The following is a 23,403-nucleotide window of genomic DNA, read 5'->3' on the forward strand; positions in this document are numbered from 1 at the left end:
ACTTATGACTGGCATAACAACAAACAATTTGATTGATAAAAGGGCGAATTGCAACCTAGCACCCGTAGTTTCAGCGCCACCTCTATTGGCGGACCACCCGCAGCTTGTGAGGAACCACGGAATGAGCAATGCCCCGATTCTGCTGACCCCCGGCCCACTGACCACATCGCTCCGCACCCGCCAAGCCATGCTGGTGGATTGGGGCTCCTGGGACCGCGACTTCAACCAACTCACCGCCAGCGTCTGCGAGCAATTGCTGGCGATCATCGATGGCAGCGCCAGCCACCACTGCGTTCCCCTGCAAGGCAGCGGCACCTTCGCTGTCGAAGCCGCCATCGGCACCCTGGTGCCCCGCGACGGCAAGGTGCTGGTGCTGATCAATGGCGCCTACGGCCAGCGCCTGGCCAAGATCTGCAAGGTACTGGGCCGCACCTACAGCACTTTCGAGACCGCCGAGGACCAGCCGACCACCGCCGCCGACGTCGACCGCCTGCTGGCCGCCGACCCCACCGTGACACACGTCGCGTTGATCCACTGTGAAACCAGCACCGGTATCCTCAACCCGCTGCCGGAGATTGCCCAGGTCATCAAGCGCCACGGCAAACGCCTGATCATCGATGCCATGAGCTCGTTCGGCGCACTGCCGATCGATGCCCGCAAGATCCCGTTCGAAGCCCTGATCGCCGCCTCGGGCAAGTGCCTTGAAGGGGTACCGGGCATGGGCTTCGTGTTCGCCGAGAAAAACGCCCTGGCCGCCGCCGAAGGCAATGCCCATTCCCTGGCCATGGACTTGCACGATCAACACCAGTACATGGCCAAGACCGGCCAATGGCGCTTCACCCCGCCGACCCATGTGGTCGCTGCCTTGCACGAGGCCCTGTTGCAGTACAACGAAGAAGGCGGCCTGCCAGCACGCCACCAACGTTACGCTGACAACTGCAAGACCCTGCTCGATGGCATGGCAGCCATCGGCCTGCGCAGTTTCCTTCCGGCCGAGATCCAGGCGCCAATCATCGTCACCTTCCATGCACCGAACGACGCCCGCTACCAGTTCAAGGACTTCTATGAACGGGTCAAGGCCAAGGGTTTCATCCTCTACCCAGGCAAGCTGACCCAGGTCGAAACCTTCCGCGTCGGCTGCATCGGCGTGGTCGGAGCAGACGGTATGCAGGCCGCTGTCAATGCCGTGGCCCACGTGCTGCGGGAAATGGAAGTGCTGGACATCTGACCCGCCCAATCACCTCGAACTCCCAGGAACTCGCGCACATGAACTACAGCAACCCCACCCAGCTGCAAGCCGCCATCCTCGACTGGGCCGGCACCGTGGTCGACTTCGGCTCCTTCGCCCCGACCCAGATCTTCGTCGAAGCCTTCGCCGAATTCGACGTCCAAGTGTCCATCGAGGAAGCCCGAGGCCCGATGGGCATGGGCAAGTGGGACCACATTCGCACTCTGTGCGATGTCCCGGAAATCGCCGAGCGCTATCGCAAAGTGTTTGGCCGCACGCCCACCGACGATGACGTCACGGCCATCTATGAACGCTTCATGCCACTGCAGATCGAGAAGATTGCCGTGCACTCGGCATTGATCCCCGGCGCTCTGGACACCCTCACCGGGTTACGCAAGGATGGCCTGAAGATCGGCTCCTGCTCGGGCTATCCGAAAGTGGTGATGGACAAGGTGGTGGAGCTGGCTGCGCAGAACGGTTATGTCGCCGACCATGTCGTCGCCACCGATGAAACGCCCAACGGGCGTCCTTGGCCGGCCCAGGCACTGGCCAACGTGATCGCCCTGGGCATCGACGATGTAGCGGCCTGCGTCAAGGTCGACGACACCGTACCCGGCATTCTCGAAGGCCGTCGTGCCGGCATGTGGACCGTGGCACTGGTGTGCTCGGGCAATGCCCTGGGCCTGACCTGGGAAGGCTACCAGTCATTGAGCGTGGAAAAGCTGGAGCGCGAGCGCCAGCGTATTCGCTCGATGTTCGCAGGGTCGCGCCCGCACTACCTGATCGACACCATCAACGATCTGCCGGAGGTAGTTGCCGATATCAACCGCCGCTTGGCCAAGGGTGAAATGCCGCAGGCCTCCTGACTGGCTGTTGCGACCCCTATCGGCGTGACGACAGGGGTCCGACCCGCTTTACACAGCGCGATTCAACTTCACCCACGAGGCGAACTTGTCGATGAACCCCTGCAGGAACGGCCGGGTCTTGTCACTGAGCTTGCCAGCTTCATCGAACAGGCTCGCCGCCCCACCGATATAGGCTTCTGGCATCTGCATGCACGGCATGTCGAGAAACACCAGCGACTGACGCACGGCGTGGTTGGCACCGAAGCCACCGATGGCCCCCGGCGAGACACTCACCACCGCCGTTGGCTTGCCCGCCCATGCGCTTTGCCCGTAAGGCCTGGATCCCACGTCGATGGCATTTTTCAGGCAGCCCGGCACCGACCGGTTGTACTCCGGGGTAACGAACAGCACGGCATCGCTGCGACGAATTTCGTCACGAAAGTGTTTCCAGGAGTCAGGCGCCGTGGCCTCGACATCCTCGTTGTACAGCGGCAAGTCAGCGATCTCGACGATCCTCAGGGCAAGGCTGGACGGCGCCAGCTCCGAAAGTGCCCTGGCCACCTTGCGATTGTACGAATCCTTGCGCAAGCTGCCGACGACGACCGCTACCGAATACACCTGGCTCATGGCGATTTCCAACCTTTGCTGGGGAATGGGACGTTGTAGTTATAGATGACCGTTCCTCGGTTCCATGGTTTTTTTTCTTGGCCGCTAAAACTTACTGCGGGCCCGAGCGGTCTATGCCTGCAGACATTTCCCAGGCAATTCAGAGGTTTTCACCCAAATGGCAGCAGTAATGGTCGGTCAGTTCCACGCCCGTGACGCCGAAGGCCGTATCTATCCCGTGCATGAATTCCAGGAGTCCACGCTCCAGGTCGACGGCACCACCCTGGGCGCACCGATCACCACTTATCGCCTGGCCATCGGCGACCGGGTCAACCACCTGGGCGAAGACCGCTTCGAACTGGCGCGCACTGGCGTCGAGATCATTCGCATTCCTTGATGCAGTCCACCGTGTAGATGCCGTTCTCGTGCTGCAGCCCATGCACATCGGCGACGAAGCCAGGAAAGCCGCTGTCGAAAGCGCGGGCGAACACCAGGTAATCGAGAATCGAGCGGGTGGTTTCGGTAAAGCGTTCGCCCGGCATGATCAGGGCGATACCCGGCGGATACGGCACCAGCATCACCGCCGCGACCCGCCCCAGCAGCGCCTCGATCGGCACCGCTTCCACCTCGCCGCGCACCATGCGGTCATAGGCCTGGGCCGGGCTCATCACCACCTCGGGCAAGCGTGTGAACAAACGCTTGAACTGCTTGGCGGTAGCATTGGCGCGGTAGCAATCGTGCAGTTGGTTGCACAGGTCCCTCAGGCCCATGCCCTGGTACCGCACAGGTGCCACCGCCACGACACTGGGCAGGCAAGCGCTCAATGCCGTGTTGCCGTCGTAATGGCGTTTGAACTCGAGCAATTCGGTGAGCAAGGTGCTCCATTTGCCTTTGGTGATCCCCATGGAGAACAGCACCAGGAAGCTGTACAACCCCGTCTTCTCCACCACCAGCCCCCGCTCCCAGAGGAACTTGCTGACCACCGCTGCGGGAATACCATGCTCGCCCAGCACGCCGCCGGCATCGAGCCCTGGCATGACCAGCGTGACCTTGAGCGGGTCCAGCAGCACATAGTCGTCCGCCACTTCACCAAAACCATGCCACTGGGCGCCCGGCTGCAGCAACCAATCCTGTACCGCCAGGCGGTGGATGCCCTCGGCGGTCGTCGGCTGCCAGATACTGAACCACCAATCATCCGCTGCGATGTGTTCACGCAAATTGGCCAGGGCCCGGCGAAAACTCAGGGCCTCGTCGAACATTTCCTGCAACAGTGAACGTCCGGCGGGGCCCTCCATCATGGTCGATGCCACGTCCAGCGAAGCCAGGATGCTGTATTGCGGGGACGTGGAAATATGCATCATGAACGCTTCGTTGAAGCGGTCGCGGTCCAGCTGGCGCTGCGCGCCATCCTGCACGTGGATCATCGATGCCTGGCTGAAGGCGGCGAGCAGTTTGTGGGTCGAGTGAGTGCTGAACACCAGCGGGCTGTCCGCCTCACAGACAGTGCCCATGGCGTAGCGATTGTCGAAGAACTCATGAAATGCCGCATAAGCGAACCAGGCTTCATCGAAATGCAACACCTCGACGCTGGCACCCAGCGCCTGTTTGATCAACCCGGCGTGGTAGCACAGCCCGTCGTAGGTAGAGTTGGTCACCACCGCCAGCTTGATCCGGGCTCCACGGTCGCGCGCAAGAGGGTTGGCCTGGATTTTCGCCCGGATGGCCTCGGCACTGAACTCACTGAGCGGGATCGGGCCGATGATGCCCAGCTCGTTGCGCTCCGGGCACAGGTAGATGGGGATGGCCCCGGTCATGATGATCGCATGCACTACCGACTTGTGGCAGTTGCGGTCTACCAGTACCAGGTCGTCACGGCCAACCATGGCATGCCAGACGATCTTGTTGGCCGTCGAGGTACCATTGATCACGAAGAACGTGTGGTCGGCACCGAAGTTGCGGGCGGCGCGGGCCTCCGCAGCTGCCAGTGGGCCGGTGTGATCGAGCAGCGAGCCGAGCTCGGGCACTGAAACCGAGAGGTCGGAACGCAGGGTGTTTTCCCCGAAGAACTGATGAAACGCCAAGCCTACGGGGGTTTTGCGGTAGGCCACGCCACCGCCATGACCGGGGGTGTGCCAGGAATAGTTCGATTGCGCGGTATGCTGGACCAAGGCTTTGAAGAATGGCGGCAGCAAGCCATCGAGATAATTATGAGCGGCTCGGGCCACTTGCCGTGCCAGGAATGGCACGGTGTCTTCGAACAGGTAGAGGATGCCGCGCAGTTGGTTGAGCTCGCCCATGGCCTCGGCGGGCGCATTCTCCAACGTGACCTGCTCGCCCAGGGCGAAAATAGGCAGGTCCGGGGCACGCAGGCGTGCCAGGCGAATCAACTCGGCCATGTTCTGCAGCAGGTGGGTATTCTCGCCGACACCTTCGGCGGCGACCAGCATGCACGCCAGTCCGTGGTGAGTGGCGGCAACCAGACGGGCCTCGGCATGGTCGGCCGCGGCGAGGATGGCGAAACCGTCCTGGCTCAGCTCCTCGGCTATACCGCGTATACGCTCCCCGGCAACACTGTCGGCCTTGATTGCCCGGTGGACAATGAGAATGGGGAACTTGAGGTCCTTGTACATCAGCTACTACCCCCTTTCGAACAGGTCATGCTGTTCAGGGTAGTTGAGGATCTGGGCAGCCCCTGCAGGCGCCGGCTTGCCGGCAATCAGCCCGGTACGGTCAGCGAATTACCCGGCAGGCGTTTCCGTCAATACCTGCCACATCGCCGGCCCGCCCGCCGACTTGGCGATTGCCGCCAACCGCTCGGCATGGGCTTCCAGTTCCTCGGCAGTGGCCATGATCACCCGCCCCGGCGCGCGCCCGGTAATGCGGCGAATCTCGCTGCCAGCACCGCCCTGCCCCTGCTGATCGTTATCGCCACCATGGCCTGCCAGTGACAGGCTGGTTTGGCCACCCGTCATCGCCAGGTAGACGTCAGCCAGCAGTTCCGAGTCGAGCAAGGCGCCGTGCAATTCACGGCCTGAGTTGTCGATGTCGTAGCGTTTGCACAACGCATCGAGGCTGTTGCGCTGCCCTGGATGACGGGCACGGGCCAGCAACAGGGTGTCAAGGATGGTGCAGTGCTGGGAGATATCAGCGCGGTCGTGCTGCCCGAGCAAGGCGAATTCGTTGTTGATGAAGCCTACGTCGAACGCCGCGTTGTGGATGACCAGCGTGGCGCCCTGGATGAACTCGAAGAACTCCTCGGCCACATCGGCAAAACGCGGCTTGCCGACGAGGAAGGCATCGGTGATACCGTGAACGCCAATGGCGCCCTCGTCACTCTCGCGATCAGGTTGCAGATAGACGTGGAAGTGGCGCCCGGTCAGGCGCCGGCCGATGACCTCGACACAGCCGATCTCGATGATTCGATGGCCTTCGCTCACCGGCATGCCGGTGGTTTCGGTATCGAGAATGACCAGCCTGGTATCTTGCTGCTGCTCCACGCGGAGGGCTCCAACTTGCATCTATGACAAAGGGGCGGATTGTACCCCAGCTCAACCCTGGGTGCGCACTTCGTCGACGCCGCGGTTGGCCAATTGGTCGGCACGCTCGTTGCCGGGGTGGCCGATATGACCGCGCACCCACTTCCAGGTCACCTTGTGACGATTGACTTGCTCATCGAGCTGCTGCCAAAGGTCGGCGTTTTTCACCGGTTCCTTGGAAGCTGTCTTCCAGCCCCGTTTCTTCCAGTTGACCATCCACTCGTTGATGCCCTTCATGACGTACTGCGAGTCGGTGGTCAGCACCACCTCGCATTCGCGCTTGAGCGCCATCAGCCCCTGGATCGCGGCCATCAGTTCCATACGGTTGTTGGTGGTTTCGCGCTCGCCGCCCCACAGCTCTTTCTCGACGCCCTTGTAGATCATCAGGACGCCCCAGCCACCAGGGCCAGGATTACCCTTGCAGGCACCATCGGTGTAGATTTCGACGCTATCGCTCATGTACCACTCGTTTAAAATGCAGTGTGTCGGCCACGCGGGGCCTGTCAGGGCTCGTTGCTCTCGCGGTTGACCTTGGCCATCGGCAGTGGCAGCAACTTGCCCATGGGTTCGCGGCGTTGCTGACGCAGCGGCCGCAGGCCAACCACCATCTTGCGCGCCACCAGCAGGTACACCCCGCCACCGGCGCTCTGCCAGCCCCCGGCCACCCGTTCCCAGCCTGCCAGGCGTTGCTGCCAGGCGGGCGAGGCAAGCGGCGGACGATAGCACCCGAAGCGGCGTTTCTCCAGCGCGAAACCCAGCAGGTTGAGCCAGTCGCCCACTCGCGACGGCGAGATGCAGCGGGCCTTGCGCAGGGCGCCATGGCTGAAGAGATGACGCACGCCCCAACTGCTCCAGGGGTTGATACCGACGATCAGCAGGTGCCCGCCGGGGCGCACGGCGCTGGCTGCCTCGCGCAGCAGCCCGTGGGGCGACAGGCAGAAATCCAGGCCATGTTGCAGCACCACCACGTCGGCGGCGTGCTCGCCGAGCGGCCAGGCCTGTTCTTCGCAGACGATCTCCACACCCGGCAGCGGCGCGCCGAGACGAACGTTGCGCTGAACCTGCGGCGCACTGGGGGGCGCATCGGCGCAGGGGCCGTAGTGCACCAGGAAGCCGCCAAAAAAGCGCCCCAGTTCTTCTTCGAGCAGTTTGTCCTCTTCCTCGAGCATCAGTCGCCCGAGTGGCCCGTTGAACCAGTCACGGGCCAGGCTGATCAGCTCGACCCAGTCCGGGTCGGCCTGGGCAAAGGCTTGGTCGGTCATTGCGCTCTCCCTCGAAGGTTCTCGCACCGCGCCATCGCGGCTAAGATGCCTTCATGTGCCGCTTGGCGATTCGGATCCGCACCATGATACAGATCGATGCTCTCCCCGCTTTCTCCGACAACTACATCTGGTTGTTACAGGATACTGCCAAACGCCGTTGCGCGGTGGTCGATCCTGGTGACGCCGGCCCAGTGGAGGCCTGGCTGACCAGTCACCCAGGCTGGGTGCTGGAAGACATCCTGGTCACCCATCACCATAACGACCACGTTGGCGGTGTCGAGCGGCTCAAGCGCCTGACCGACGCCCGTGTCTGCGGCCCGGCCCACGAGCGTATTCCGTGCCGCGACCTGGCGCTGGACGAGGGCGACCAGCTGACCGTACTGGGCGTGACCTTCCAGGTGCTGGCCGTGCCCGGCCATACCCTCGGGCATATCGCCTACTTCAGCGACCAACCGTCAACCCCGCTGCTGTTCAGTGGCGACACACTGTTCGCCGCCGGCTGCGGCCGCATGTTCGAAGGGACCCCAGAACAGATGCAACCGGCCCTCGCCCGCCTGGCGGCCTTGCCCGAGCGTACCGAGGTCTACTGCGCCCACGAGTACACCCTGAGCAACCTGCGTTTCGCCAGGGCCGTGGAGCCCTCCAACCCGCACGTTCTGCAGCGTTTCGAGGACGTTACCCGGCTGCGCGCCGACAATCGCATCACCTTGCCATCAACTATCGGCCTGGAGCGGCTCACCAACCCCTTCCTGCGTACCGCTGAAACATTAGTTAAACAAAAAGCAGACGAATGGAAGGGACATTCAAACCCCACGCAGGTCACTGTTTTTGCTGCCTTGAGGTCTTGGAAGGACACCTTCTGATAACCTCAAGATATATCGCAAACCGTGGTCAACGGTTGACCCGGGAGGGACCGGTTTCTAGAATCGCCGAAATTTTTCGCCCGGAAACCTGTCCCAGCCGATGTCTTCCCGTAGCCGCAGAACCTCTCATTCCGTCGCCCTGACGCGCCTGGCCAAAATCAGTGCGCTGGCCCTGGCCGCCACCTTGGTGGGTTGCCAGAGCACCCGTCAGCTCGACGAATCCGACAGCGTTCGCGCGCACAACTACCAGGCTCGGATCAAGCACAAGCCTTCGCCACTGGCGGTCAAGCCTGCCGACCAGGCACCCCAGGATGTGTGGGAGCGCATGCGCCAGGGCTTCGCCCTGCAGGACAACATCGACGTCAACCCGCGCATCGAGCAGCAGCGCCTGTGGTTCGCCAGCAACCCGACCTTCCTCGAAAGCGCTGGCGAGCGAGGCAGCCTGTACCTGCACTACATCGTCGAGCGGCTCGAAGAACGCGACATGCCGCTGGAGCTGGCGCTGCTGCCTGCCATCGAAAGTGCCTACAACCCGATGGCCTACTCCCGCGCCCATGCCGTCGGCCTGTGGCAGTTCATCCCGTCCACCGGTCGCCACTTCAACCTGCGCCAGACCAACTTCTACGATGGCCGCCGCGACATCACCGCGTCCACCAACGCTGCACTGGACTACCTGACCCGCCTGCACGACATGTTCAACGGTGACTGGCTGCTGGCCCTTGCCGCCTACAATGCGGGTGAAGGCACGGTCAGCCGGGCTATCGAGCGGAACGAGAGGCTTGGCCTACCCACCGACTACTGGAACCTGCCGCTGCCACAGGAAACCCGCGACTACGTGCCCAAGCTACTGGCCCTGTCGCAGGTGGTGATGACGCCGGAGGCCTATGGCGTGAACCTGAACCCCATCGCCAACGAACCCTATTTCGAAGCCGTGGCGATCAACGATCGCCTCGACCTGTCACGGGTGGCCGCCTTTGCCAACATCGACGAAGACGAACTGATCCAGCTAAACCCGGCGTTCAAGAAGCGCATGACCGTCGATGGCCCCAAGCAACTGCTAGTGCCAACGGCCAAAGCGCAACTGCTGTCCGACAGCCTGAACAACCTCAAGCCAGAACAACTGGTCAGCCTGCAGCCGCGCAAGGCCGTGTTCGAGGCTGCGGTCGCCGAGGCCAAGGCTCCTGCGGCGCGCAGCTACCGGGTCAAGCGTGGCGACAACCTGGCCAGCATCGCCAAGGCCAACCGTGTTTCAGTGAAGGATATCCAGCGCTGGAACAAACTCCCGGGCAATCGCCTGCGTGCAGGCCAGGTACTGGCCCTGCGTGGTGGCAACGCGCCCAGCGCGGCGGGCAACCGTGTAGCGTCGTCGCAGAAGCGTTCCACCCAATACAAGGTGCGCAAAGGTGATTCGCTGTACCTGGTGGCCAAACGTTTCAACGTCGAGATGAAACACCTCAAGCGGTGGAACCCGCGCAGCGGGCATGCCCTCAAGCCAGGGCAGACCCTGACGGTTTACCTGTCGCACTGATGTGCATCGGGTTGCTTGGCAGCTTGTGGGCGCGGGTTAACCCGTGCGGCACGCGACGCGGTGCATGGCACCGGCTTCGCCGGTGATCGCCGGCAAGTCGGCGCCTACCGATAAACGCTGACTCGATGAATTGGCGGGCAATCGGCGGGAGCCGAACAGGCCTTCCGAGACACCCTTTTTCCAACCCCGCCAAGCTGTTACTGTAGCCCGACCAAAGCCCAACGCCTCTGGATCGGATGCCGAATTGATACGTCCCCTCCTGCTGTCACTCAGCCTGGCCTTGAGCTTTCCCGCAGTCGCGATGGTGAGCGAAAGCCACGGATACGCGCAGTTCGGCACGCTCAAGTACCCGGCCACATTCACCCATTTCGACTGGGTCAACCCGCAAGCGCCCAAAGGCGGCACGTTGCGGGCCATGGCATTTGGCACGTTCGACACGCTCAACCCCTACACCTTCAAGGGCTCCAGCCCGGTCACCACACCGAACTTCCTGCAATACGGCATTAGCGAGCTAAACGAACCGCTGATGATCGGTACCGGCCAGTACGACCCATCCGGTGATGAACCGACCTCCAGCTATGGCCTGATCGCCCGCTCGGTGGAATACAGCGAGGACCGCAGCTGGGTGGTATTCAACCTGCGTCCTGAAGCCCGATTCCACGACGGTCACCCGATCACTTCGGCAGACGTTGCGTTCTCCTACCGAACCCTGCTCAAGGAGGGCCACCCGATCTACCGCACCAATCTACAGGAAGTGCGGCGGGTGGATATTCTTGGGCCGCTGCGTATCCGCTTCGTGTTCAAGCGCACTGGCAACCCCTTGCTGATCCTGCGTTTGGGAGAAATGCCAGTGCTGCCTAAGCATTACTGGCAAAACCGCGACTTCAAGGCCACAACCTTCGAGCCGCCGCTGGGCAGCGGTCCATACCGCATCACCCAGGTGCAGCCAGGCCGCAGCCTGGTGTTCGAGCGTGTGAAGAATTACTGGGGCAAGGACCTGGCGGTCAACCGGGGCAAGTACAACTTCGACCGTGTCGAGTACGAGTTCTACCGCGACGCCACGGTGGCCTTCGAAGCCTTCAAGGCCGGCGAATTCGACATCTATATCGAGCACCAGGCCAAGAACTGGGCGAACGGCTACAACTTTCCGGCGGTGCGCCGGGGTGATGTGATCAAGGCGCAAATACCCCACCGCATTCCGACCCAGACCCAAGGGCTGTTCATGAACAGCCGCCGCGCCACCTTCAGCGATGCGCAGGTTCGTCAGGCCCTGGGCCTGATGCTCGATTTCGAGTGGACCAACCGCGCCCTGTTCAGCAGCGCCTACCGGCGTTCGACCAGTTACTACCCCAACAGCGAGTTCGCGGCGACCGGCCTGCCCACCGGCAAGGAATGGCTGCTGCTCGCACCGTTCCGCGACCAGTTGCCAGATAAGCTGTTCACCGAGCCCTACAAGGTCAGCCACACCGATGGCCGCGGTATCAACCGCCAGACCCTGCGCCAGGCCCTGGCCCTGTTCGCCCAAGCCGGCTGGAAGCTTGACGGCCAACGCCTGGTGAACAACAAAGGCCAGCAGTTGCGCATGGAACTGTTGCTGGTTAACCCCAACCTTGAACGCATCCTGCAACCTTATGTCGAAAACCTGGCGAGCATCGGTATCGACGCGCGCCTGCGCACCGTGGACCGGGCCCAGTACAAACAGCGCCTGGACCAGTTCGATTTCGACATGATCCTGATGACCCTGAACCAGACCCTCAGCCCTGGGCTCGAGCAATGGCTGTACTTCCACTCCAGCCAGGCGACCACCAAGGGCAGCAAGAACTATGCTGGGGTCAAGGACCCGGTGGTCGACCACCTGCTCGACACGTTGCTCGCCGCCCGTACCCGCGACGACCAGGTCGCCGCCGCCCGCGCCCTGGACCGTGTGCTTTCGTGGCATTACTACATGATTCCCAACTGGTATCTCGACAATCACCGCCTGGCGTACCGCAACCGGTTCGCTTTCGTCGCCACACCGCCCTATACACTGGGCTTGAACAGCTGGTGGCTCAAGACTTCGGAGAAAGCCCAATGATGCCAACGCATCGACTGCGCCGGCTGGCAGGCAGCCTGTGGCTCGCCTGCCTGAGCCTACCGGCATTGGCCGCGCCACAACATGCGCTTACCCTTTACGACGAAGCGCCCAAGTATCCGGCCGACTTCAAGCACTTCGACTACGTCAACCCGGACGCCCCCAAGGGCGGTACCTTCCGTCAGTCCAGCTTCGGCGGCTTCGACAGCCTCAACCCCTTCATCAACAAAGGGGTCGCCGCCGACAACATCAGCATCATCTACGACACGTTGATGCGCCAGAGCCTGGACGAGCCGTTCACCGAGTATGGCCTGGTGGCCGGCAAGATCGAAAAAGCCCCGGACAACAGCTGGGTGCGCTTCTACCTGCGCCCCGAAGCCCGCTTCCATGACGGCCACCCGATGCGGGCCGACGATGTGGTGTTCACCTTCAATGCCCTGACCAAGCAAGGGGCGCCGCTGTACCGGCAGTACTATGCCGACGTGGCCGAAGTGGTCGCCGAAGATCCGCTGCGGGTGCTGTTCAAGTTCAAGCACGGGAACAACCGTGAGCTGCCGCTGATTCTCGGCCAACTGCCAGTGCTGCCCAAGCACTGGTACGAGGGCCGCGACTTCACCCGCGGCAACCTGGAAATTCCGCTGGGCAGCGGCCCGTACAAGGTGGCCGAGGTCAAGGCTGGCCGTTCGATTCGCTACGAGCGGGTCAAGGACTACTGGGCCAAGGACCTGCCGATCAACCGAGGTTTCTACAACTTCGACGCCATGACCTTCGACGCTTTCCGCGACAACACCGTGGCCCTGGAAGCGCTCAAGGCCGGGCAATTCGACTACTGGCTGGAAATGAGCGCGAAGAACTGGGCCACCGCCTACAACGTACCGGCGGTACGTGAAGGTCGCTTGATTCGCGAAGAGCTGCCCAACGGCAACCCAACCGGTATGCAAGGCTTTATCTTCAACCTGCGCCGCCCGCTGTTCCAGGACGTACGCGTACGCGAAGCGCTGAGCCTGCTGCTGGACTACGAATGGACCAACAAACAGCTGTTCAACGGTGCCTACACCCGCACCGGCAGCTACTTCGAAAACTCCGAAATGGCCGCCCGTGGCCTACCCAGCGCCGATGAACTGAAGATTCTCGACCCTTTGCGCGGCAAGATCCCCGAGCAGGTCTTCACCGAGGCATTCCACAACCCGGTCAGCGATGCCAGCGGCGTGATCCGCGAGCAACAGCGCAAGGCATACCAGCTGCTGCAGGACGCCGGCTGGAAGATCGTCGACGACAAGATGGTCGATGCCCAGGGCAAGCCGGTGTCCATCGAGTTTCTGCTGGCACAGACCGAGTTCGAGCGTATCCTGCTGCCGTTCAAGCGCAACCTGGCCGACCTGGGCATCGACCTGAACATCCGCCGGGTCGACGTTTCCCAGTACATCAACCGCCTGCGCTCGCGCGACTTCGACATGATCGTCGGTGGTTTCCCGCAGTCCAACTCGCCCGGCAACGAGCAACGCGAGTACTGGACCAGCGCCGCCGCCGACAACCCCGGCAGCCGCAACTTCATCGGCCTGCGCGACCCGGCCATCGACCAACTGGTCGAGCAGTTGATCAACGCCGATTCGCGCCAGAGCCTGATCAACCATACCAAGGCACTGGACCGTGTATTGCTCTGGGGCTACTACGTGATCCCCAACTGGCACATCAAGACCTGGCGCGTGGCCTACTGGAACAACGTCGGCCACCCGAACGTGTCGCCCAAATACGACGTGGGCATCGACACCTGGTGGATCAAGCCCGAAGTCGCCCCGGCCACGCCGGATACAGCGGCCCCTGCCGATGAGGCCAACTGACATGCTGGCCTACATCCTGCGACGCCTGCTGCTGATCATTCCAACGCTGTTCGGCATCCTGATCATCAACTTCATCATCGTCCAGGCCGCCCCCGGTGGCCCGGTGGAACAAATGATCGCCAAGCTCGAAGGCTTCGAAGGCGCCACCAGCCGCATCGCCGGCGGTGGCGCGGAGGTCTCGGTGGCCGGTTCCAGCTACCGAGGGGCGCAAGGCCTTGACCCGGCGCTGGTCGCCGAGATCGAGCGGATGTACGGCTTCGACAAGTCGGCGCCGGAACGGTTGTGGATCATGATCAAGAACTACGCCCAACTGGATTTTGGGGAAAGCTTCTTCCGCGACGCCAAGGTCATCGACCTGATTGCAGAGAAGATGCCGGTGTCGATCTCGCTGGGGCTGTGGAGCACCCTGATCATGTACCTGGTGTCGATCCCCCTGGGGATCGCCAAGGCAGTGCGTCACGGCAGCCACTTCGACGTCTGGACCAGCTCGGCGATCATCGTCGGCTATGCCATTCCCGCGTTCCTGTTCGCCATTTTGCTGATCGTGCTGTTCGCCGGCGGCAGCTACTTCGACTGGTTCCCGCTCAGGGGCCTGACCTCGAACAACTTCGACGCGCTGTCCACCAGCGGCAAGATACTGGACTACTTCTGGCACCTGGTACTGCCGATTACCGCGCTGGTGATCGGCAACTTCGCCACCATGACCCTGCTGACCAAGAACAGTTTCCTCGACGAGATCAACAAACAGTATGTGATCACCGCCAAGGCCAAGGGCCTTAGCCGGTCGCGGGTGCTGTACGGCCATGTGTTCCGCAACGCCATGCTGCTGGTGATCGCCGGCTTCCCGTCGGCCTTCATCGGAATCTTCTTCACCGGCTCGCTGCTGATCGAGGTGATCTTCTCCCTCGATGGGCTGGGGCTGATGAGTTTCGAAGCGGCGATCAACCGCGATTACCCGGTGGTCTTCGGCACCCTGTTCATCTTCACCCTGCTGGGGCTGGTGGTGAAACTGATCGGCGACCTGACCTACACCCTGGTCGATCCACGCATCGACTTCGCCAGCCGGGAGCACTGACATGGCCCTGTCCCCTCTCAACCGTCGGCGCTTCGAGCGCTTCAAGGCCAACCGCCGGGGCTGGTGGTCATTGTGGCTGTTCATCATTCTGTTCGGCCTGAGCCTGGGTGCCGAACTGATCGCCAACGACAAACCCATCGCCGTGCGTTACGACGGCCAATGGTATTTCCCGGCGTTCAAGCGCTACCCAGAGACCACCTTTGGCGGCGAATTCCCGCTGGAGGCCAACTACAAGAGCCCGTATATCCGCGAGCTGTTGGCCAAGAAAGACAGCCTGGTGCTGTGGGCGCCGATTCCGTTCAGCTACCAGAGCATCAACTACGACCTAAAGGTCCCAGCCCCTGCGCCGCCTTCGGCCGACAACTGGCTGGGCACCGATGACCAGGGACGCGACGTGCTGGCCCGAGTGATCTACGGTTTCCGCGTTTCGGTGCTGTTCGCCCTGACGCTGACCGTGCTCAGCTCCATCGTCGGCGTCATTGCCGGCGCCTTGCAGGGCTACTACGGCGGCTGGGTCGACCTGGCCGGACAGCGCTTCCTGGAGGTCTGGTCGGGCTTGCCGGTGCTGTACTTGCTGATCATCCTGGCAAGTTTCGTTCAGCCCAATTTCTGGTGGCTGCTGGGGATCATGCTGCTGTTCTCCTGGATGAGCCTGGTGGACGTGGTCCGCGCCGAGTTCCTGCGCGGGCGTAACCTCGAATACGTGCGCGCCGCCCGTGCCCTGGGCATGCGCAATGGCGCGATCATGTACCGGCACATCCTGCCCAACGCGATGATTTCGACCATGACCTTCATGCCCTTCATCCTCACTGGCGCCATCGGCACCCTGACCGCCCTGGACTTCCTCGGCTTCGGCCTGCCGCCCGGCGCGCCTTCGCTGGGTGAGCTGGTGGCCCAGGGCAAATCCAACCTGCAGGCGCCCTGGCTGGGCATCAGCGCCTTCGCCGTACTGGCGGTGATGTTGAGCCTGCTGGTGTTCATCGGCGAGTCCGCCCGTGACGCCTTCGACCCGAGGAAATGACATGAGCGAAGACAACCTGATCGAAGTCCGTGACCTTGCGGTGGAGTTCGTCACCGGCGAGCAGGTCAACCGCGTGGTCGATGGCATCAGTTTCGACATCCGCAAGGGCGAGACCCTGGCCCTGGTCGGCGAGAGCGGTTCGGGCAAATCGGTGACCGCCCACTCGATCCTGCGCTTGCTGCCCTACCCCCTCGCACGCCACCCCGGCGGCAGCATCCGCTACGAGGGGAAGGACCTGTTGCATCAAAGCGAAAAGGCCATGCGCCACATTCGCGGCAACCGCATCGCGATGATCTTCCAGGAGCCAATGACCTCCTTGAACCCGCTTCACTGCATCGAGAAACAGATCAACGAGATCCTGCTGATACACAAGGGCCTGACGGGCAAGCAAGCCACCGCCCGCACCCTCGAACTGCTGGAAATGGTCGGTATTCCCGAGCCGAAGAAGCGTCTGAAGGCCTTGCCCCATGAACTGTCCGGCGGCCAGCGCCAACGGGTGATGATCGCCATGGCCCTGGCCAACGAGCCTGAACTGCTGATCGCCGACGAACCAACCACGGCACTGGACGTGACAGTTCAGCTGAAGATTCTTGAGCTGCTCAAGAAACTGCAGAAGCGCCTGGGCATGGCCCTGTTGTTGATCAGCCACGACCTCAACCTGGTGCGGCGCATCGCCCACCGCGTGTGCGTGATGCAACGCGGACAGATCGTCGAACAAGCCGACTGCAGCCAACTGTTCAGCGCACCGCAACACCCTTACACGCAGATGCTGATCAACGCCGAGCCGAGCGGTTTGCCTGCACATAACCCGGAGGGCGCGCCGCTACTGGAGGTGAAGGACCTCAAGGTCTGGTTCCCGATCAAAAAGGGGCTTCTGCGGCGCACGGTTGACCATGTGAAGGCGGTGGATGGCGTCAACTTCAGCCTGCCCCAGGGGCAGACGCTAGGGATCGTGGGTGAGTCCGGCTCCGGTAAATCGACATTGGGCTTGGCCATCCTGCGCTTGATTTCAAGCCAGGGGGCAATCCGGTTCCACGGGCAGAACCTGGAGCGCTTGAACCAGAAGGAAGTCAGGCCACTGCGGCGGGAAATGCAGGTGGTGTTCCAGGACCCCTTCGGCAGCCTGAGCCCGCGCATGTGCGTGGCGGACATCGTCGGCGAGGGTTTGCGTATCCACCGCATCGGCACTGCGCAGGAACAGGAAGCGGCGATTATCGCGGCACTGGAGGAAGTGGGGCTCGATCCGCGGACCCGTCACCGTTATCCCCATGAGTTTTCCGGAGGCCAACGTCAGCGGATCGCGATTGCCCGGGCCTTGGTGTTGAAGCCTGCACTGATCTTGCTGGACGAGCCAACTTCAGCGCTGGACCGGACCGTACAACGGCAGGTCGTGGAATTGCTGCGCAATCTGCAGAGCAAGTACAACCTTACCTACCTGTTCATCAGTCATGACCTGGCGGTGGTCAAGGCGCTGAGTCACCAGTTGATGGTGATCAAGCATGGACATGTGGTGGAACAAGGGGATGCGCAGACAATCTTCCATGCGCCGCAGCATGCCTATACGCGGCAGCTGCTGGAGGCGGCGTTCCTGGAAGTGGAAGCGGTCGGATAGGTTGCCCGCGAAAAACCAACTACTCGGGGATCAGGAGGCGTACCGCGTCTTCTGCTCGCCGAGCGTGTGGTTTCAGCGCACCCTGCAGAAGGTCACGAGCCTCGGCGAGCTGGCGAAAAAACAGTCTCACTGCGCGTGCCTCAATTGAAGACCCAAAGCACGCGGGTGGGTTTGTCCGTTAGGTTGGCGTAACGAAAACGTGCGTGGGATTGCAACTGAAAGCTGTCATTGGTGCGAAGCGTCACAGGCTCACCTTCGTCCAGCCAAACCGTCAACTCGCCTTCGAGCACGAAGCAGCCCTGCTCCGAACTGTCATCCAGGTATTCCTCCCCGCTGCTAGCCCCTGGTTCGAGGTGGCTGTCCAGCATGGAAAAAGCCCCGTTGATCGTGGGCGAGACCAGCACATCGGTAATACCACCGCCCAGATGCAGCGTACGACGGGCCTCAGGACGGGTTACCCAATCGAGCCCACGGGGTTTGTCCAGGTTGTAAAAGTACGCCGTCGACACACCGAGCGTTTCACTGATCGCCGTCAAGTCCGCCACGGTTGGACGCGACACGCCCCGTTCTACCTGGGAGAGAAAACCCACCGAACGGCCAATACGTTGAGCCAGCTCGCCCAGTGTCAGGCCTTTGAACTTGCGCAAGTCGCGAATGAGTACAGCCAGCTCTTCAATTTCTTCGTGAACTTTCATGCTTGAACCTTGAACGCAAGAACATCGCATGCCGTGATCTTCAATGGGCTCGACAACATGAAGGCGGGTTCACGAGTTTGTGCGAAGTAAACGTACGACCCAAGATCAAGCGCGGCTAAGCAACATAGAAATGATTGGCATGGAAAATACAGGAATGCCTTCACAAATCAAGCCCGCCACCGCGCTTGCTTCAAGGCAGTGAAGCGAGCCCCTCGGCGGGAACCGCTTGGCCCCTACCGAGACGCCCTACCCTCACTGAATGGCCTGGTAGGTCAGGTCCAGGCACTTGCGCGCCTTTTCCACCAGTTCGTCGATCTCTTCGATGCTGATGACCAGTGGCGGCGCGATGATCATGGTATCGCCCACGGCGCGCATGATCAGGCCATTGTCGAAACAGTGCTGGCGGCAGATCATGCCGACCCCTTGGCCTTCGTAGCGCGCCCGAGTGGCTTTGTCCTTCACCAGCTCGATCGCACCGAGCATGCCCAACCCGCGCACTTGGCCCACCAGCGGGTGGTCGGCCAACTCGCGCAGGCGCTTTTGCAGGTAGGGCGCGGTTTCTTCGCGGACCCGCTCGATGATCTTCTCGTCGCGCAGGATACGCAGGTTTTCCAGGCCTACCGCAGCCGCCACCGGGTGACCGGAGTAAGTGAAGCCATGGTTGAAGTCACCGCCTTCGCCGAGCACCTTGGCCACTTCGTCACGCACGATCACACCGCCCATGGGGATGTAGCCAGAGGTGAGGCCCTTGGCGATTGTCATCAGGTCGGGCTCAAGGCCATAGTAATCGGTACCGAACCACTGGCCGGTTCGACCGAAGCCGCAGATCACCTCGTCGGCGACGAACAGGATGTCGTACTTGGCCAGAATTTCCTTGACCTTCGGCCAGTAGGTCTGCGGCGGAATGATGACACCTCCGGCTCCCTGGATCGGCTCAGCGATGAAGGCGGCGACATTGTCCACGCCAACCTCAAGAATCTTCTGTTCCAGCTGCTCGGCCGCCCACACACCGAATTCGGCCTCGGTCATGTCGCCGCCTTCGCCAAACCAGTACGGCTGCGGGATGTGCACGATATCCGGAATCAGGCCGCCCTGCTGGTGCATGCCGCTCATGCCGCCCAGCCCCGCACCGGCCACGGTGGAGCCGTGGTAACCGTTGATGCGGCCAATGATGACCTTCTTGCTCTTCTTGCCCTTGATCGCCCAGTAGTGACGAACCATGCGCACCACGGTGTCGTTGCCCTCGGAACCGGAGCCGGTGAAGAACACATGGTTCATGCCTTGCGGGGCCACGTCGGCAATCGCCTTGGCCAGTTCCAACGCGGGTGGGTGCGCGGTCTGGAAGAACAAGTTGTAGTACGGCAGTTCCTTCATCTGCCGGCAGGCCACGTCGGCCAGCTCGTCACGACCGTAGCCGACCGCCACGCACCACAGGCCGGCCATGCCATCGAGGATCTTGTTGCCTTCGCTGTCCCACAGGTACACGCCCTTGGCCGAGGTAATGATACGCGGACCTTTCTCGGCAAGTTGTTTGACATCGCTGAAAGGTGCCAGGTGATGGTCACGACTCATCGCTTGCCAGGCAAGGGTCTGCGAATTCTTTTCACTCATCGACTTCTCTCCATCAATATACGCAGGCGGGCTGCGCGAATACTTTTCTATATGCGGGATCGGGCAGTTTTCAGGCGGACTTCAACATCAGTTGGCGCAGCACCGAACGTTGCCGGCAGGCTTTTCCAAACGACTGGAAGATCGTCAGGTAATGTGGGTTTTCCAGCACCTGAAACTCCGGGTGCCATTGCACGGCCAGGGCAAATCCCTTGCTGCCTTCCACCGAGATCGCTTCCACCAGGCCATCCGGTGCACGCGCTTCCACCCTTAACCCAGGCGCCAACACATCTATGCCCTGGCCATGTATGGAATTGACATCGATGATCGCCGGCAACCCCATGCGGTCCATCATGCCGCCTGGCTGTATATGCATCGTGTGGCGCGGGCCATATTGCTTTTCCATGGGTTCATCCTTGCCCTCGCGGTGGTCCATGAATGAACCCGTCTCATGAACTTTCTGATGTAAGGTGCCACCCAGCGCAACATTCATCTCTTGGAAGCCACGGCAAATGCCAAGTACCGGAACGCCTGCCGCGATGGCTGCACGCATGAGCGGTAAAGTCGTGGCGTCGCGCACAGGGTCGTGATGAGTTCCCGGTGCACTGGCTGGGCCGTTGTAATGGAAAGGTTCGATATTGGACGGCGAGCCGGTAAAGATCAGCCCATCCACCGTGTCGATTATGTCGGCGGTATCCATCAAGTCAGCGAGACTGGGAATCACGATTGGTAAACCACACGCCGCCTTGGCCGCAGCGCGCGCATACTTCTCGCTGATAATCTGGGTCGCATGCTGTTCAATCATGCGGGTGCATGCTGTGATGCCGATAACGGGCACACGTGGCATATCATCCTCCGGCAAATCAGTGTTGGGAGTTATATTCAAACTTGTTGAATAGAGGGTGCAGCGTCATGACTTGGCTATTGGCACTTACAAGAACCAGCGATATTCGCGAGCACTGATGTCATTGAGAAAATCCAGTTGCTCCTGGTATTTGTTTTCGCAGTAGACCATCACGAACTCACTGCCTAGCCCCTCGTTGACCACCGGATGGTGGCGCATGGCGGCTATTGCGCTCAGGGCATCCTTGGGAAAGTCGATACCGCTCTTGCGGTTGTCGTTCAGTGGCGCAATGGGTTCGATGCCGCGATCCAGGCCATGCTCCATCCCAGTCAGGATGGCCGCCAGCACCAGGTACGGATTGGCATCGGCGCCGGCGAGCCGGTGTTCGATACGCACGTTGCGCGAGTCGGACTCGGGAATGCGAATGCAGGCGTCGCGGTCTTCGAAGCCCCAGCTCGCAACGCTGGCAGCGTTGACCATGGCCCCGTAGCGGCGGTAGGCATTATGGTTGGGTGCGAAGATCGGCATGCAATGGGGAAGCAGCTCCAGGCACCCGGCCACCGCATGGCGCAAGTTGCGCTGTTCGCGACCGGCGAGGATGTTGTTGCCAGCGTCGTCGTACAGACTCACATGCACATGCATCCCGCTGCCCGGGGCGTCCAGGTATGGCTTGCTCATGAAGCTTGCACGATAGCCATGCTTCATCGCGACACCGCGAGTGCTGCGGCAGAACAGCGCCGACCAGTCCGCCGCGCTCAGCGCATCGTCGCTGTGGGAGAAGTTGATTTCGAACTGGCCAGGGCCAAGCTCCGCCGTGATGACGTTTGCCGGCACGCCCTGCTCGTTAGCGACATCGACCATCTCATGCAGTACGGACGAAAATCGCGACAACCGTTCGATATGCATGTTCGGCTGATCATCTTCATCGTCAGTCGCGGTATCGCGCGGGAACCGCGGCAGGCCGTCCTTGAGCTTGCGATCGAACAGGTAGAACTCAAGCTCGAAGGCCACGACCGGGCGGATGCCGCGCTTGGCAAGACGTTCGACCACACGGGCCAGCACTTCACGGGGCTCGAACTCGATAGGATTTGCAGTGCCGTCCGAAGTCATCAGCATCTGTGCGATCACTTCCTTTTCCCAGCGCACCGGTCTCAACGTCCCAGGCACCAGGCGCCGTGCTGCATCCGGGTCTCCATCGGCAAAGCAGTAGTCTCCAATCGGGTAGAGGCCACCCTGGGTGCCCAGCAGTACACAATTCTGCGGCACCTTCAGCGGGGCGCCGGCTGCGACTTTCTCGAGCATGTCCATTGGGTATCGCTTGCCATAAAAGTGCCCGGGAATATCCAGTGCAATCAGGTCGACATACCGTACTTCTGGGTGTTCCGCTCGGAACGAGCGCACTTCAGTCAACAGATCCGGAAAGATGAGACTCATCTTCTTATCCTTGTGATGTGAACGAATTCAATTGAATACCCAAAGCACGCGGGTGGGCTTGTCCGTCAGATTGGCGTAACGCAAGTGCGCGTGGGGTTGCAGCTGGAAGCTGTCGTTTGCCTGGAGTGTCACGGCGTCGCTGTCGTCCAACCACACCGTCAGGTCCCCCTCGAGCACGAAGCAGCCCTGTTCCGAACGGTCGCTCAGGTACTGCTCGCCACTGGTCGCACCCGGCTCGAGAAGGCTGTCGAGCATGGAGAAGGCGCCAGCGATAGTGGGCGAAGCGAGCACATCGGTAATGCCCGAGCCGAAGTACAACGTGCGTCGCTCATGAGGGCGAGTCACCCAACTGACGGCGCGAGGCTTGCTCAGGTTATAGAAGTATGCGGTGGAAACGCCGAGCGCTTCGCTGATTGCGGTAAGGTCCGCCACGGTGGGACGGGTAGCACCCTGCTCGACCTGGGAAAGGTAGCCCACCGAACGATCAGCGCGCTCAGCCAGTTCGCTCAACGACAGGTTCTTGAATTTGCGCAGGTCGTGAATAAGGATCGCCAGGGCCTCAACCTCTTCGTGCATCTTCATCGCTTAGAACCACCGTGAATTTTTTAGACTTATTTTTCATGAAAAAATACATGAAAAAATTCACGAGTCAAGCGACGTGTCATTTTCTGGCCAAGGGCAAGCCCACTCCAATCCTGTAGGAGCCGGCTTGCCGGCAAGAAGCCCGACACTGATGCGCAGTGCAACCTTTGCCGCAAAGCTCAACAGGCATCGCAGAGAGAATGCCGAGCAAGTGCGACGTTTAGCCCTTCCACCCGCTGTAGTCCCAATCCTACGAGTCGTGTCGACCCGCGTCTGACATACCTGGGAATCCCTTTCCCGTAGTGTTTCCAGTAATTGCCACGGCGCAGGCTTCGCGCCTAACCAGCCCATTTCCCGGACTTCGGTTCCGTTCCCTGCCGTGTTCGCGCGACGGACAGCAGTCGTTTTCGCTACGTTTTCCCAAAGGAGGACAGGGATGTTTGCCGCCGCGAACCAGACCCATTTCAGCTTGCACATCGACGGCCTGGAGCACGATTTCCAGGTCCTCGCCTTCGACGGCACGGAAGCCATCAGCCAACCCTACGCCATCGACCTCGAGCTGGTCGGCGAGCGCCCCTCGCTGGACCTGGAACGCCTGCTGCACAAACCCGCCTTCCTCCAGCTCGACGACAGCGGCCGTGGCCTGCACGGCCTGAGCCCTCCCGCCAACCCGGCCAAGCGCCCGCTGGGCAGTGAGGTGCTGGCATGAGTGGCGAAACCAAGCAACGCGAAGCGCAAGTCGCGGTCGCCCC

Annotated in this window: 20 protein-coding genes and 1 pseudogene; 11 read left to right on the forward strand and 10 right to left on the reverse strand. The window is 61.5% G+C overall.

The features are described 5' to 3' along the window. Positions 1–121: 121 nt before the first annotated feature. Both H620_RS0115950 and phnX read left to right on the forward strand, forming a co-directional pair. Positions 122–1,228: a 2-aminoethylphosphonate--pyruvate transaminase gene (locus H620_RS0115950; RefSeq protein ID WP_023379751.1), complete on the forward strand. Its 1,107-nt coding sequence runs from the start codon at positions 122–124 to the stop codon at positions 1,226–1,228. A 38-nt stretch (positions 1,229–1,266) separates the two neighbouring features. After that, the gene (phnX, locus tag H620_RS0115955; RefSeq protein WP_023379750.1) at positions 1,267–2,094 is read left to right on the forward strand and encodes a phosphonoacetaldehyde hydrolase; all 828 of its coding nucleotides are present in this window, start codon (positions 1,267–1,269) and stop codon (positions 2,092–2,094) included. Positions 2,095–2,142: 48 nt separating this feature from the next. Here the strand turns inward: phnX and H620_RS0115960 are convergent, their stop codons facing one another. Further along, positions 2,143–2,700, reverse strand: coding sequence for an NADPH-dependent FMN reductase (locus H620_RS0115960; protein WP_023379749.1), 558 nt, complete (start codon positions 2,698–2,700; stop codon positions 2,143–2,145). Between the two features lie 157 nt (positions 2,701–2,857). On the opposite strand from H620_RS0115960, the gene H620_RS0115965 reads away from it, so the two are divergent. Then, positions 2,858–3,076, forward strand: coding sequence for a hypothetical protein (locus H620_RS0115965; protein WP_023379747.1), 219 nt, complete (start codon positions 2,858–2,860; stop codon positions 3,074–3,076). On the opposite strand, the gene H620_RS0115970 is transcribed toward H620_RS0115965, so the two are convergent. From H620_RS0115970 to H620_RS0115985, 4 genes are all read right to left on the reverse strand, one after another. After that, on the reverse strand, positions 3,060–5,309 hold the full coding sequence (locus H620_RS0115970; RefSeq protein WP_023379745.1) for an Orn/Lys/Arg family decarboxylase: 2,250 nt from the start codon (positions 5,307–5,309) through the stop codon (positions 3,060–3,062). The genes H620_RS0115965 and H620_RS0115970 overlap by 17 nt on opposite strands. Before the next feature lie 108 nt (positions 5,310–5,417). Continuing rightward, positions 5,418–6,176: a DNA polymerase III subunit epsilon gene (dnaQ, locus tag H620_RS0115975; RefSeq protein WP_023379743.1), complete on the reverse strand. Its 759-nt coding sequence runs from the start codon at positions 6,174–6,176 to the stop codon at positions 5,418–5,420. 51 nt (positions 6,177–6,227) lie between these two features. Then, positions 6,228–6,674: a ribonuclease HI gene (gene rnhA, locus H620_RS0115980; RefSeq protein WP_023379742.1), complete on the reverse strand. Its 447-nt coding sequence runs from the start codon at positions 6,672–6,674 to the stop codon at positions 6,228–6,230. Positions 6,675–6,718: 44 nt separating this feature from the next. Next, on the reverse strand, positions 6,719–7,477 hold the full coding sequence (locus tag H620_RS0115985) for a class I SAM-dependent methyltransferase (RefSeq protein ID WP_027907630.1): 759 nt from the start codon (positions 7,475–7,477) through the stop codon (positions 6,719–6,721). Between the two features lie 83 nt (positions 7,478–7,560). Between H620_RS0115985 and gloB the strand changes: the two genes are divergently transcribed. The 7 genes from gloB (at position 7,561) to H620_RS0116020 (ending at position 17,488) form a co-directional block, all read left to right on the forward strand. Continuing rightward, complete coding sequence (gene gloB, locus H620_RS0115990) at positions 7,561–8,340, forward strand: hydroxyacylglutathione hydrolase (RefSeq protein WP_023379738.1); 780 nt, start codon at positions 7,561–7,563, stop codon at positions 8,338–8,340. A 100-nt stretch (positions 8,341–8,440) separates the two neighbouring features. Next, positions 8,441–9,868: a transglycosylase SLT domain-containing protein gene (locus tag H620_RS0115995; RefSeq protein ID WP_023379736.1), complete on the forward strand. Its 1,428-nt coding sequence runs from the start codon at positions 8,441–8,443 to the stop codon at positions 9,866–9,868. A gap of 244 nt (positions 9,869–10,112) precedes the next feature. Then, a complete protein-coding gene (locus H620_RS0116000) occupies positions 10,113–11,942 on the forward strand; it encodes an extracellular solute-binding protein (RefSeq protein WP_027907631.1) in 1,830 nt (609 codons plus the stop codon). Beyond that, positions 11,939–13,780, forward strand: a complete 1,842-nt coding sequence (locus tag H620_RS0116005; protein ID WP_027907632.1) for an extracellular solute-binding protein — start codon at positions 11,939–11,941, stop codon at positions 13,778–13,780. The genes H620_RS0116000 and H620_RS0116005 overlap by 4 nt, the downstream gene beginning before the upstream one ends. Position 13,781: 1 nt before the next feature. After that, a complete protein-coding gene (locus H620_RS0116010) occupies positions 13,782–14,855 on the forward strand; it encodes a microcin C ABC transporter permease YejB (protein ID WP_023379731.1) in 1,074 nt (357 codons plus the stop codon). 1 nt (position 14,856) lies between these two features. After that, positions 14,857–15,876 (forward strand): ABC transporter permease, encoded by a 1,020-nt coding sequence (locus H620_RS0116015; protein ID WP_023379729.1) that lies wholly within the window; start codon positions 14,857–14,859, stop codon positions 15,874–15,876. A gap of 1 nt (position 15,877) precedes the next feature. Beyond that, complete coding sequence (locus H620_RS0116020; RefSeq protein ID WP_023379728.1) at positions 15,878–17,488, forward strand: ABC transporter ATP-binding protein; 1,611 nt, start codon at positions 15,878–15,880, stop codon at positions 17,486–17,488. A gap of 140 nt (positions 17,489–17,628) precedes the next feature. Here H620_RS0116020 and H620_RS0116025 read toward each other — a convergent pair whose 3' ends face one another. The 5 genes from H620_RS0116025 to H620_RS0116045 all read right to left on the reverse strand — a co-directional run bounded on the left by H620_RS0116025 (position 17,629) and on the right by H620_RS0116045 (position 22,651). Then, positions 17,629–18,183 carry a helix-turn-helix domain-containing protein gene (locus tag H620_RS0116025; RefSeq protein ID WP_023379726.1) on the reverse strand — a complete coding sequence of 185 codons (555 nt, stop codon included), beginning with the start codon at positions 18,181–18,183 and terminating at the stop codon, positions 17,629–17,631. Between the two features lie 252 nt (positions 18,184–18,435). Continuing rightward, a complete protein-coding gene (locus tag H620_RS0116030; RefSeq protein WP_023379725.1) occupies positions 18,436–19,794 on the reverse strand; it encodes an aspartate aminotransferase family protein in 1,359 nt (452 codons plus the stop codon). Positions 19,795–19,864: 70 nt separating this feature from the next. Then, a complete protein-coding gene (locus tag H620_RS0116035; protein WP_023379724.1) occupies positions 19,865–20,638 on the reverse strand; it encodes a gamma-glutamyl-gamma-aminobutyrate hydrolase family protein in 774 nt (257 codons plus the stop codon). An 84-nt stretch (positions 20,639–20,722) separates the two neighbouring features. Next, the gene (locus H620_RS0116040; protein WP_027907633.1) at positions 20,723–22,069 is read right to left on the reverse strand and encodes a glutamine synthetase family protein; all 1,347 of its coding nucleotides are present in this window, start codon (positions 22,067–22,069) and stop codon (positions 20,723–20,725) included. Between the two features lie 27 nt (positions 22,070–22,096). Continuing rightward, complete coding sequence (locus tag H620_RS0116045; protein ID WP_023379722.1) at positions 22,097–22,651, reverse strand: helix-turn-helix domain-containing protein; 555 nt, start codon at positions 22,649–22,651, stop codon at positions 22,097–22,099. A 436-nt stretch (positions 22,652–23,087) separates the two neighbouring features. Here H620_RS0116045 and H620_RS0116050 point away from each other — a divergent pair. Beyond that, positions 23,088–23,306, forward strand: a pseudogene (locus H620_RS0116050) (type VI secretion system tip protein VgrG); the annotation flags it as partial. Between the last annotated feature and the right edge of the window lie 97 nt (positions 23,307–23,403).

The sequence above is a fragment of the Pseudomonas taiwanensis DSM 21245 genome, from assembly GCF_000425785.1.
Taxonomy (GTDB): domain Bacteria; phylum Pseudomonadota; class Gammaproteobacteria; order Pseudomonadales; family Pseudomonadaceae; genus Aquipseudomonas; species Aquipseudomonas taiwanensis.

What these genes read in the sequence shown, in the direction of transcription:
- H620_RS0115950 (WP_023379751.1), top strand. Translation starts at nt 122, where the DNA reads ATGAGCAATGCCCCGATTCTGCTGACCCCCGGCCCACTGACCACATCG.
- phnX (WP_023379750.1), top strand. Translation starts at nt 1,267, where the DNA reads ATGAACTACAGCAACCCCACCCAGCTGCAAGCCGCCATCCTCGACTGG.
- H620_RS0115960 (WP_023379749.1), bottom strand. Translation starts at nt 2,700, where the DNA reads ATGAGCCAGGTGTATTCGGTAGCGGTCGTCGTCGGCAGCTTGCGCAAG.
- H620_RS0115965 (WP_023379747.1), top strand. Translation starts at nt 2,858, where the DNA reads ATGGCAGCAGTAATGGTCGGTCAGTTCCACGCCCGTGACGCCGAAGGC.
- H620_RS0115970 (WP_023379745.1), bottom strand. Translation starts at nt 5,309, where the DNA reads ATGTACAAGGACCTCAAGTTCCCCATTCTCATTGTCCACCGGGCAATC.
- rnhA (WP_023379742.1), bottom strand. Translation starts at nt 6,674, where the DNA reads ATGAGCGATAGCGTCGAAATCTACACCGATGGTGCCTGCAAGGGTAAT.
- H620_RS0115985 (WP_027907630.1), bottom strand. Translation starts at nt 7,477, where the DNA reads ATGACCGACCAAGCCTTTGCCCAGGCCGACCCGGACTGGGTCGAGCTG.
- gloB (WP_023379738.1), top strand. Translation starts at nt 7,561, where the DNA reads ATGATACAGATCGATGCTCTCCCCGCTTTCTCCGACAACTACATCTGG.
- H620_RS0115995 (WP_023379736.1), top strand. Translation starts at nt 8,441, where the DNA reads ATGTCTTCCCGTAGCCGCAGAACCTCTCATTCCGTCGCCCTGACGCGC.
- H620_RS0116005 (WP_027907632.1), top strand. Translation starts at nt 11,939, where the DNA reads ATGATGCCAACGCATCGACTGCGCCGGCTGGCAGGCAGCCTGTGGCTC.
- H620_RS0116010 (WP_023379731.1), top strand. Translation starts at nt 13,782, where the DNA reads ATGCTGGCCTACATCCTGCGACGCCTGCTGCTGATCATTCCAACGCTG.
- H620_RS0116015 (WP_023379729.1), top strand. Translation starts at nt 14,857, where the DNA reads ATGGCCCTGTCCCCTCTCAACCGTCGGCGCTTCGAGCGCTTCAAGGCC.
- H620_RS0116020 (WP_023379728.1), top strand. Translation starts at nt 15,878, where the DNA reads ATGAGCGAAGACAACCTGATCGAAGTCCGTGACCTTGCGGTGGAGTTC.
- H620_RS0116025 (WP_023379726.1), bottom strand. Translation starts at nt 18,183, where the DNA reads ATGAAAGTTCACGAAGAAATTGAAGAGCTGGCTGTACTCATTCGCGAC.
- H620_RS0116030 (WP_023379725.1), bottom strand. Translation starts at nt 19,794, where the DNA reads ATGAGTGAAAAGAATTCGCAGACCCTTGCCTGGCAAGCGATGAGTCGT.
- H620_RS0116035 (WP_023379724.1), bottom strand. Translation starts at nt 20,638, where the DNA reads ATGCCACGTGTGCCCGTTATCGGCATCACAGCATGCACCCGCATGATT.
- H620_RS0116040 (WP_027907633.1), bottom strand. Translation starts at nt 22,069, where the DNA reads ATGAGTCTCATCTTTCCGGATCTGTTGACTGAAGTGCGCTCGTTCCGA.
- H620_RS0116045 (WP_023379722.1), bottom strand. Translation starts at nt 22,651, where the DNA reads ATGAAGATGCACGAAGAGGTTGAGGCCCTGGCGATCCTTATTCACGAC.